The 9656-nt window shown below is 74.0% G+C and carries 10 protein-coding genes; 2 read left to right on the plus strand and 8 right to left on the minus strand.

Annotated elements, in window-relative coordinates:
* Positions 1–105: 105 nt before the first annotated feature.
* The 3 genes from E1300_RS43545 to E1300_RS43560 all read right to left on the minus strand — a co-directional run bounded on the left by E1300_RS43545 (position 106) and on the right by E1300_RS43560 (position 3668).
* Positions 106–960, minus strand: coding sequence for a geranyl diphosphate 2-C-methyltransferase (locus E1300_RS43545; RefSeq protein ID WP_131763141.1), 855 nt, complete (start codon positions 958–960; stop codon positions 106–108).
* 28 nt (positions 961–988) lie between these two features.
* Positions 989–2317 (minus strand): family 2 encapsulin nanocompartment cargo protein terpene cyclase, encoded by a 1329-nt coding sequence (locus E1300_RS43550; RefSeq protein ID WP_207400299.1) that lies wholly within the window; start codon positions 2315–2317, stop codon positions 989–991.
* Between the two features lie 376 nt (positions 2318–2693).
* Positions 2694–3668 carry a hypothetical protein gene (locus E1300_RS43560; RefSeq protein WP_131763142.1) on the minus strand — a complete coding sequence of 325 codons (975 nt, stop codon included), beginning with the start codon at positions 3666–3668 and terminating at the stop codon, positions 2694–2696.
* Positions 3669–4005: 337 nt separating this feature from the next.
* Here E1300_RS43560 and E1300_RS43565 point away from each other — a divergent pair, with 337 nt between their 5' ends.
* A complete protein-coding gene (locus tag E1300_RS43565; protein WP_207400300.1) occupies positions 4006–4344 on the plus strand; it encodes a hypothetical protein in 339 nt (112 codons plus the stop codon).
* A gap of 93 nt (positions 4345–4437) precedes the next feature.
* Complete coding sequence (locus tag E1300_RS43570; RefSeq protein WP_131763144.1) at positions 4438–4815, plus strand: roadblock/LC7 domain-containing protein; 378 nt, start codon at positions 4438–4440, stop codon at positions 4813–4815.
* 4 nt (positions 4816–4819) lie between these two features.
* Here the strand turns inward: E1300_RS43570 and E1300_RS43575 are convergent, their stop codons facing one another.
* The 5 genes from E1300_RS43575 to E1300_RS43595 form a co-directional block, all read right to left on the minus strand.
* A complete protein-coding gene (locus tag E1300_RS43575; protein ID WP_131763145.1) occupies positions 4820–5659 on the minus strand; it encodes an ABC transporter permease in 840 nt (279 codons plus the stop codon).
* On the minus strand, positions 5656–6450 hold the full coding sequence (locus tag E1300_RS43580) for an ABC transporter ATP-binding protein (RefSeq protein WP_131763146.1): 795 nt from the start codon (positions 6448–6450) through the stop codon (positions 5656–5658). The genes E1300_RS43575 and E1300_RS43580 overlap by 4 nt, the downstream gene beginning before the upstream one ends.
* Positions 6447–7481, minus strand: coding sequence for an ABC transporter substrate-binding protein (locus E1300_RS43585; protein ID WP_131763147.1), 1035 nt, complete (start codon positions 7479–7481; stop codon positions 6447–6449). Before E1300_RS43585 ends, E1300_RS43580 begins: the two co-directional genes overlap by 4 nt.
* Positions 7482–7680: 199 nt before the next feature.
* Positions 7681–8352, minus strand: a complete 672-nt coding sequence (locus tag E1300_RS43590; RefSeq protein ID WP_131763148.1) for a CBS domain-containing protein — start codon at positions 8350–8352, stop codon at positions 7681–7683.
* 66 nt (positions 8353–8418) lie between these two features.
* Positions 8419–9656: PQQ-binding-like beta-propeller repeat protein (locus E1300_RS43595; protein WP_165503257.1), on the minus strand; the 1238-nt coding region annotated here is incomplete at its 5' end.

Here is a 9656-nt window from a genome sequence, read left to right on the forward strand (position 1 = left end):
CCGCCCGCCGCTCCACCGCGGCGGGACGCGCCCGGCCCGACCCGCCCGCGCCGGCGCGTCCGGACCGGGCGCGCCGTTCTCGGACGGGCCCGGGCGCCGTCCCCGTCAGACGCGGTCGGCGGCGATGAGCAGGTACTGGAAGCTGCCCCCCTGGTAGGCGTCGAGGAACGCCGACTCGATGCCGGTGGCGAGCGTGGACTTGGCGCGCAGCTCCCAGTACGGGATCGCCGCGGCGGTGAGGTCGACGACGCCGATCGGGACGAGGCGGTTGGCCGCCATCTCCCTGAAGTACGTGCTGCGCGAGTGGATGTCGCAGATGTAGTGCGCGTTGATCTCGCTCACGGCCCGGGACGGCAGCCCGTAGGCGTCGTTGTAGCACCCGGTGATCGTCACGTACCGGCCGCCGCGGCGCAGCAGCCGGGCGTGCTCGGAGAACAGCAGCCCGAGCTCGACGTACATCGTGCTCTCGTTGTTCCAGATCGCCTGGAAGGCCGCCGTCTCGAACCCGGTGTCGAGCATGTTCCGGTAGTGGAAGCGCACCCGGTCGTCCAGCCCGCGGCGCCTCGCCTGCTCGTTGGCGAACGACACCTGCGCCTCCGAGATCGACACGCCGTCCACCTGGCAGCCGAACCGCTCGGCCGCGACGAGGCTCGTCCCGCCGCGGCCGGAGCCCGCGTCCATGATCCGGTCGGACGGCTTCACCTCGCCGAGATGGCCGACGAGCAGCTCCGTCTGGGCGCACTCCAGGCGGTGCAGCTCGGCGATCGTCCGCTCCTCGCGGGTCTCCTCCGGACCCTCAAGGACCGACCAGTCGACCTCGCCGATGCCGTAGTGGTGGTGGTAGACGCCGTCGACCTCACCCAGCCGCAGGTTGACGGGGTTCCGCTCGGCGTTCCAGTACTCGGCGACGGAGCGCTGGTAGAGGCTGCTGAGCACCTGCGTGTTCCGCGTGGCGGGCATATGGGGGGTTCCCTTCCTGGTGGGGCGGTCACTTGTAGCGGTCCGAGGAGCCGTGCCACTCGAAGCCCCCGGCCATCCATCCCTGGACGCCGAGCAGGAACCGCCGCAGCTCCGGCGACGGCACCCGCGCGAGCTCCTTCTGGCCGGCCTCGAAGTCCCGGACGAACCGGTTGTGCAGCGCGACGGCCGTCTCGGCGGCCTCCTCCAGCGAGCAGCCCTCCTCGGCGGCGATCAGCAGCACGACGTTGCAGTCCGGCAGGTCGTCGGCCGCCTCCTTCGCCGCGGAGTGGAGGTCGTTGACGATCACCGAGGCCGTGCCCGCCTGCATGACGGCGCGGTGGACGCGCGGGTCGTAGAAGAGGTTGCCGTCGAGCTGGTAGCCGCCGACCACGTCGATCAGCGTCATCGAGGTGTAGAAGCTGTCGTGCTGGCGGGCCGCGAGGTAGCGCCATACCGGGGGGACCTCGCCGAGGTGGCGCCAGGCGGCGTAGGCCGTCCAGCTCACGTACATCTGGAACGTCGTGTTGCAGATCCGCATGACCTGCGACGGGGTGGCGTGCCGCCGCAGGTGCGCCGTGGCCGAGTCCAGCGCGACCAGCACCGGGTCGGCCTCCAGCGCCTCGCCGAGCTGCGCGGTGTACTTCCCGGCGGGCGGCGGCGCGTCCATGGCGGACATGACGAGTGCCAGCCGGGGCGGCAGCTCCGTCGGCGTGGCGCCGAGGTCGGTCTCGTCGGCGTAGTAGTCGTCGCACGCCCACCAGGCGGCGTTCATCTGCGCCGCGAGCAGCAGCAGGTCGGGGTCGTCGCTGTCGGGGTGGGCGAGCACGGCCAGCCGCCCGAAGCCGGTGTCGTGGAAGCGGTCGAGCTGGTCGGCGTAGATCCCGACCTCCCGCGCCCACGCCACGAGCCGGTCGTTGACCTCGCGGGCGAGGCCCTCGTCGATCCGCGCCGTCACGGGGCAGTACAGAGGCGAGAACGACCCGTCGCCCCACTCCCGCTCCGCGTACCCGGGCGAGAAGTGCCCGCCCAGGCGCGTGATGAAGGGGACCGGGGACGGCCGGAACCGGCCACCGCCACCCGTGCAGGCCCCTGGCACGGCCGGTGCCGCGCCACCGATCCGCGCCGCAGAGGCACCCAGCCCCGTCGGCCCAGACAACAGCCACCGCAGCCGCGCACCGCCACCCTCCTCGCCCACGGCAGCGACGTCCGTCGCGGCGGCCACCTTCTCTACGGCGGCGTCCTCGTCCACGGCGGCGACGTCCCGCGCGGCCGCGACCTTGTCCACGGCGGCAGCCTTCTCCACGGCGGCGACTTCCGTCGCGGCGGCGGCCCTGTCCACGGCCGCGACCCTGTCCACGGCGGCGACTACCGTCGTGGCGGTGGCCTTGTCTGCGGCGGCGGCCCCGGTGGCGGTGTTCGCTGTGGCGGCGGCCTTCGATGTGGCGGCGACCTCAGAAGCGGCGTTGTCCGGGACCGTGGTTTCGGGGGGCGTGGCCGGGGGCGGGGTGCCGGGATGCGGCCTGTCCGGAACCGGCGTGCCCGCGGTCGGCGGGCCCGGGACGGACGGCCGGGGGAGCGGGTTACTCCGGGCGCGGGGGAGGAAGGTGTGGCTGAACAGGTCCACCATGCGTCACAGTCACTCACAGCTTTCGAGCAACTACAACTAGCAATATTCTGGCTTCGCGGTTACAGCGCCCGCACTCCGGCGTGTGGTCGGATGCTCCTTCCGGGCGTCAGGAACCAGCGGCCCCGCGCCGGCGCTGCGGGAGACCGTCCGGCCCCTCGTGGACGGGAGGCGTCGCGTACCGGGGCTGCGTGGGCGCAGCTCCGCCGGCAGGTGTTCCGGTGGTGCCCGCGGTGGCCGGTCCGGTGGTGCCCGCGGCAGGCGTTCTGGTGGTGCTCGCGGTGGCCGGTCCGGTGGCGGCCGTCCTAGCCGTTCCAGGCGTTCTCGCGGCTGTCGCCGCCGTGCTCGGCGCGGGGCGTTCGTCGATGATGGCTAGGCCGTCGCCGACGAGTGTTGCGAGGTCGGTCATGACGGAGTAGAGCCCGCGGCCGAGCGCGAACGCGATGTCGCGCGGGGTGCGGCGGCCGTTGGCGCGGTCGAGGACGGCGCGCCGGGCCGCGCCGACCGGTGTCGCGGAGGCCCCGGCGGGCAGCGCGCGGGCGCGGCCGTGCACGGTCAGCCCGAAGGACTGCCAGGTCTCCGTGGTCGCGAGCCGCCGGGTGGTCTCGCGGACGAGCCGCTCGGCGTCGACGCCGGGCTCTGCGGGCAGCGGCGGGGGTGTGCCCGTCGGCTCGGCCGTGCAGGTGCGGACGCCGCACAGCGCCATCGCGAAGACCGCGTCGAACACCGCGGTCTGCGTGACGACCTCCAGGCCGGCCGTGCCGAGCAGGCCGCGCTCGACGAGCTCGGCGGCGAGCCTGCCGTCCGGGGCGCCGGCGGTGAAGGCCGCGCTCCAGTCGGCCTCGGAGATCCGGCCGGAGCGCAGCAGCAGCGGCTCGGGGCCGGGGGCGACCGGGGTGGCGGCCGCGACGACGAGGCCGTCCCGCATCGTCACCGTGCCGCCGGGCGTGCCGTCCAGGCGGAGGGTGCCGGAGAAGCGCTGCCGTCCCCATCGGACGACGGCGGAGAGCAGGATCCCCGCCCGGTCGGACGGGGCCGGTGTCGCCGGTTCGGTGCGGCCCGGCGGTGGTGCGGCTGTGGCCATCTCGGTTCTCTTCACGTCCAGCGGCATGCGGCTAGTACGGGTGGGAGCGTCAACATCATGTCAGGTCAGTACACCGTCGTCTTGCTCTTCCGACGCGACGGACGGTGCGAGGCGTCCCGCGCCGGAGGTCATGTGCGGTGTCATGGTCGGCCCGGTAGGAAACAAACCCAGTCGATTTCCTGAGCGACCGGTGCGGCACGTGGTGCTCAGGATAGATTGCTGCCCGAAATAGCCGAGATGTCCGCGCGTGCCGTCCTCCGGGGACCGAAACGGAAGCGCTGCGGGCGCTCACGAACGGGGAGTACCGGTGAACATCGAGACCGCGCTCAAGGAAGCCATGGCCATCGAGGGCGCGCTGGGCGCCGCCCTGGTCGACTACGACAGCGGCATGTCGCTCGGCACGATCGGCGGGGGTCCCGGGCTCAACCTGGAGGTCGCCGCGGCGGGCAACACCGAGGTGGTGCGCGCGAAGCTGCGCACGCTGGAGGCGCTCGCGATCGACGACTCCATCGAGGACATCCTGATCACCCTGCACGGGCAGTACCACATCATCCGGCTGCTGGAGCGCGGCGGGCACGGCCGGCTGTTCCTCTACCTCGCGCTGAACCGCGAGCGCGCGAACCTCGCGCTGGCGCGGCACCACCTGCGGCGCATCGAGGGCGAGCTCAGCGTCTGACGCCGGCGCGGACGGACGGCGCCCGGGACACCGGGGCCGTGACGGCCGGTGCGCGGGCGGCGGAGCCCGCGTCGCCGGACAAGGGGGATTTCGATGATGCGTGAAACCGTGCTCGCGGAACTTCAGACGCTGCGGAGCGAGGTCGTGGGGGTGACCGACGCCGCCGTGGCGTCGGTGGACGGGATCCTGGTCGCCGCCGACACCGACGAGGTGCGGCCGGACGTGCTGGCCGCGCTCGCGGCGGCGGCGCTCGGCCTCGGCCGCAGCACCGGCGAGGAGGTCGGCATGGGCGAGCTGCGCGAGGTGGTGACCCGCTGCCAGCGCGGCCACATCGTGGTCTACGCCGTCCGGCAGAAGGGCCTGCTGGTCGTCCTCGGCGACGAGGGGCTCGACCTCGCCGGCCTGCACCTGCGGTCCAGGCCGGCGGTCGACCGGCTCGGCGCCATCCTGGAGGGCGCCGCCCAGCCCTGAGCCCCTAGCGGCGGACGGTCGGGTCGGCGAGCCGCAGCAGCAGCCGCAGCAGGCCGTCGAACGCGAAGCCGAGGACGGCGATCTCCGCGATCCCGGAGAAGATCAGCGGGGTCTGGAGGTAGTTGCCGGCCTGGAGGATGAGGAAGCCGACGCCGCCGGTCGCGGCGATCATCTCCGCCGCGATGATGGCGGTCCAGGCGCCGCCCATGGCGATGCGCATCCCGGTGATGACGCCGGGCACGGCCGCGCGCAGCCGGACGTGCAGCATCGTGTGGAAGGGCGAGGCGCCGAGGCTGCGGCTGGCGTTCAGCAGGTCGGGCGGGACGGCGTCGAGGGCGCCGAGCGTCGCGACCGTGACGATCGGCAGCACCCCGAAGAAGATCAGCGCGATCTTCGAGGTCTCGCCGATGCCGAACCACACCACCAGCAGCGGGATGAAGGCGATCGGCGGCAGCGGCCGCATCACCCCGATGATCGGGTCGGCGAGCTCGCGGACGACGCGCACGCCCGCCATCGCCGCGCCGAGCAGCAGGCCCGCGGCCGTCCCGAGCAGGAACCCGGCGAGGATGCGGCCGGTGCTGATGAGCGCGTCCTCCAGCAGCGTCTTGCCCTGCACCTCCGGGTAGGGCTTGGTGAGGTAGGTCGCGAACGTGTCCGCGGTCTCGGTGACGGTGGGCAGCGTGACCGCGTCCCCGATGACGAGGGCGGCCACCTCCCAGATGGCGAGGGCGAGGGCCAGCGCGCCCGCGCCCGTCCCGAGCCGCCGCCACGACCGGCGGCGCGGCCGCGCGCCGCCCGGCACCGCCGCGACGGCGGCGTCCGCGTGCTCCGCTGTGGTCGTCATCGTTCCAGCACCTCCCGGATGCCGCGCTTGGCGTTGACGAAGGCGAGCGTGTCGGTGTCCTCGTAGGAGCGGGGCCGCGGCAGGTCGATGTCGATGACGGCCTTGGTGCCGCCGGGCGGCGCGGACAGCACGGCGACCCGGTCGCCGAGCAGGGCGGCCTCCTCGACGTCGTGGGTGACGAAGACGATGGTGGTGCGGTGCCGCTGCCACAGTTCGAGCAGGAACCGCTGCATGTTCGCGCGGGTGATGGCGTCGAGCGCGCCGAACGGCTCGTCCATGAGCAGGACGCCCGGACGGTTGATCAGCACCCGGGCGAACGCGGCGCGGTGCCGCATCCCGCCGGACAGCTCGTGCGGGTAGGCGTCGCGGGCGTCGGCGAGGCCGACGGTCTCCAGCAGCTCCGCGGCCTCCTCGCGGACGCGCGGGGTCAGCGCGCCGCGCGCCTTCGGCCCGTACAGGACGTTCTGCCAGGTCGTCAGCCACGGGAACAGGTTGGGGGTCTGGAACAGCACCCCGCGCTCGTGGCCGGGGCCGGTGACCGGCTCGCCGCCCACCAGCACCTCGCCGGAGTCCGCCCGCGTGAACCCGGCGAGGATGTTGAGCAGGGTGGACTTGCCGCAGCCGGACGGCCCGAGCAGGCACAGGAACTCGCCGGGCTCGACGTCGAGGCTGACGCCGTCCAGCGCGGGACGCCCCGGGCGCCGCCGCCGGCTGAAGGTCTTGCGGACGTCGCGCAGCCTCACCCCGGTCGGCCGGTCGGTGACGGCGGGCTCCGCCGCGACGGCGCTCACTTGCAGCCTCCCGCCTGCGCCTTGTCCCAGAACTTCGGCTCGATGTGCTTGGCGATCTCGGCGGTGGACGGGACGGTCTTCGCCCGGCCCTGCGTCACCAGGAACTCGGCGGTGAGCTTGAAGTTCTGGGCGAGCTTCCCGGAGGCGGCCGTGCCGTCGGCGCCCTTGAGCCAGCCGGTCTCCTCGGCGGTGGTCACGTACGGGTAGGACCTGGTGGCGGTGATCGCGTCCTCCGGCTTGACGCCGAGGAAGCGGGACGCGGGCGTGACGTACTTGGCGACCTCCGGCCCCTTCACGAGGGTCTCCGCCTTGGAGATCTGGCAGACGAGGCCCTGCACGACGTCCGGGTGCTGGTCGGCGTAGGAGGCCGACACGGCGAGCATGTTGACGGCCGCGTAGCCGAGCCCGGCGATGTCGGTGCTCTTGACCAGCACCTTCGCGTCGTGCTTCTGGAGCTCGATGAGGAACGACTGGCTGATGTAGACCGAGTCGATCTTCCCGGCCTTCCAGGCGGCGGCCTCCGCGGCCTCGCTGGCGAAGCTCGCGATCTGCACCTTCGAGGTCAGGTTCTGCGACTTCAGCCAGCCGCGGAGCTGGAAGTCCAGGGTGGATCCGACCAGCACGCCGACCTTCTTCAGGTCCGCGGGGGACTTGATCTTGTCGTTGACGGCCAGCCCGGACGCGTCGATGCTCTCGACGTACACCGCGCGCACGTCCGTGCCGCTCGTGAAGGCGCCGACGAACGGCGGGTTCCCGACGCCGGACACGAACGGGAAGGCGCCCGCGCGGAGCTGGGCCATCCCGGCGACGCCGCTGTCGATGGGCCGGAGCTCGATCTTGCCCGGCACCTTGGACGCCAGGTCGGCGTTCGCGGCGACGACCGCCTCCGGCCCGGCGACCGCGCCCTGGAAGTAGCCGATCTTGACGGAGCCGGTGGAGCCGCGCGCCGCGCCGCCGCAGCCGGCGAGGGCGGCGGCGAGGACGGCGGTGGTCACGGCGGCCGTCGCGGCCGTGCGGGTTCTTCTGGGCATGGGGAACGCGCTCCTCGGGCAGTGATCCGCGGGTCCCGCGCGCTGGCGCGGGGCACCTCGGCCGTATGAGACCACGTCACCCGGCATAAACGCAACTATTCCTACTGATTTAGTTAACAAGACGGCGCGGGCGGACGGCCCCGGGGTCGGCGACCGAATCCGGCTCAGGCCCGGCGCAGGCGGTCGGCTCAGGCCCGGCTCAGGGGTCGGCGACCGTCCCGCGGAACGAGACGCGGGTCACGCCGGGCACCGTCCGGGCGAGGAGGTCGGCGATGCGCCGGGCGGCCGCGTCGTCGTGCCGGCCGGGCCCGGGGCGCAGCTCCACGACGCCGCCGTCGACCGAGACGTCCCATTCCGAGGCGTCCCAGCCCGGGCCGGCGGGCCCGTACTCGGCGATCGCGGTGAGCACGTCGTCGCGGATCCGGGCGTCGCCGCCGGCGAGGACGGCGACGAGGTCGCGGCGGCCGACGATGCCGACGACGCGGGCACCGTCCAGCACCGGGACCCATCCGGCGCGGGTCTTCATCATCGTCTCGGCGAGGTCGGCCACCTCGGCGCCGGGCCGGGTGGTCTCCACGTCCCGGGTCATGACCTGCTCGACCCGCCGCGGCGGCGGAGCCGGGTCCGGGTCCCTCCCCGGGGCCGCCCCGGAGGTCCGGGACGCGACGGGACGGGCGAACGCCCGCGGGTCGGCGTCGATCTCGGCCCTGAGCAGGTCCATCTCGGTGACGATGCCGAGCAGCCGGCCGCCGCCGTCCACGACGGGCAGGGCGGCGAGGTCGTGCTCGTGCAGGACGCGGAGGGCCTGGCGGACCGTGGCCGACGGCGGGATCGTGACGACGGGGGAGGTCATGGCCTCTCGGACCAGCATGGCGTTCTCCTTCGATCGCCTCCCTGCCTCATCTCCCCACGCTTGGACGCCCGTAAGCGTGAACGCCTAGCGCGCCTTGGCGGCGTGGACGGCCTCCTCGCCGTTCCAGTACAGGACGTCCCCTGCCGCCGTGACGTTGCTGGCGGCGTCCCGGGACACCGTGCGCAGGTGCCGGCCGGTCGCGAGGTCGTGCGACGTGAGGTCGCGCAGGCTCCCGAAATGCACCGCTCCGGCGGCCAGGACCGGGCGCTGGAAGATGCCCGGATGCCCGGGGGACTCCCAGCGGATCCGGCCGGACGCCGCGTCCAGCGCGACGAGGGTGTCGTCGGCGAAGCAGATCGCGAGGCCCCCGGTGACCAGGGGCAGCAGCCACCTGGGGGAATTGCCGGACTTGCGGAACGCGTGCCGCCAGGCGACCTTCCCGTCGCCCAGCCGGAGCGCGCGGAGGTTGCCGCCCGCGTCGGCCAGGTAGACGGTGGGGCCCGCCACGCTGACGGCGGCGCCGAAGACGCCGCCGCGCCCGGTCGTCTCCTCCGACGTCCACCGCCGCCTGCCGGTCGCGGGATCCAGGGCGTGGACGGCGCCGCTGTCGTCGGTGACGCACAGGACGCCGCCGCCGACCACCGGGGTCGCGGTCATGCCCGTCGTGAACAGCCGCTCCGAGCCGAGGGCCGCGCGCCACCTCGCCTGCCCGGTGGCGGTGTCGAGCGCGTACACCTGGCCCTGGTTGCCGGTCACGTACGCGAGCGTCCCCGAGACGGCGGGCGCCGCGCTCATGCCCTCGCCCGCGTCGAACGTCCAGCGCTTGGCGCCGGTCGCGGCGTCATAGGCGACCAGCGCCTCGGACCGCACGGACGAGCCCGCCTCGGGAGCGATCAGCAGGCCCGACGCGAGGACGGGGACGGGGTCGTCGCTGCTCGGCACGCTCCACCGCTCCCTGCCGTCCGCGAGGCCCAGCGCGCGGATCTCGCTCTCCCCGCAGGCGTAGACGACGCCGCCGCTCACGGCGAGCTGGAGCGTGGTGGCCGACAGGGGGCCGCGGACGCCGTCGGCGAGCCAGCGCCGCCGGCCCGTGCGCCGGTCGATCGCGACCAGCGAGCCGTTCGAGCCGATGCCCACCGTGACGAACACCAGGCCGCCCGCCACGACGGGGCCGCCGGACGGCCGCTCCGGGAGCTCGTCCAGCGTCCAGGTGCCCTCCTCGGGGGCCGTCGCGTCGGCGACCGCCCGCACGGTGGCCCAGACCGCGGCGCCCGCGACCGCCGCCAGGCCCGCCGCGCCCCCGCGGTTCGGCCCGCCCCATC

The organism is Actinomadura fibrosa (assembly GCF_900659615.1).
GTDB classification, from domain to species: domain Bacteria; phylum Actinomycetota; class Actinomycetes; order Streptosporangiales; family Streptosporangiaceae; genus Spirillospora; species Spirillospora fibrosa.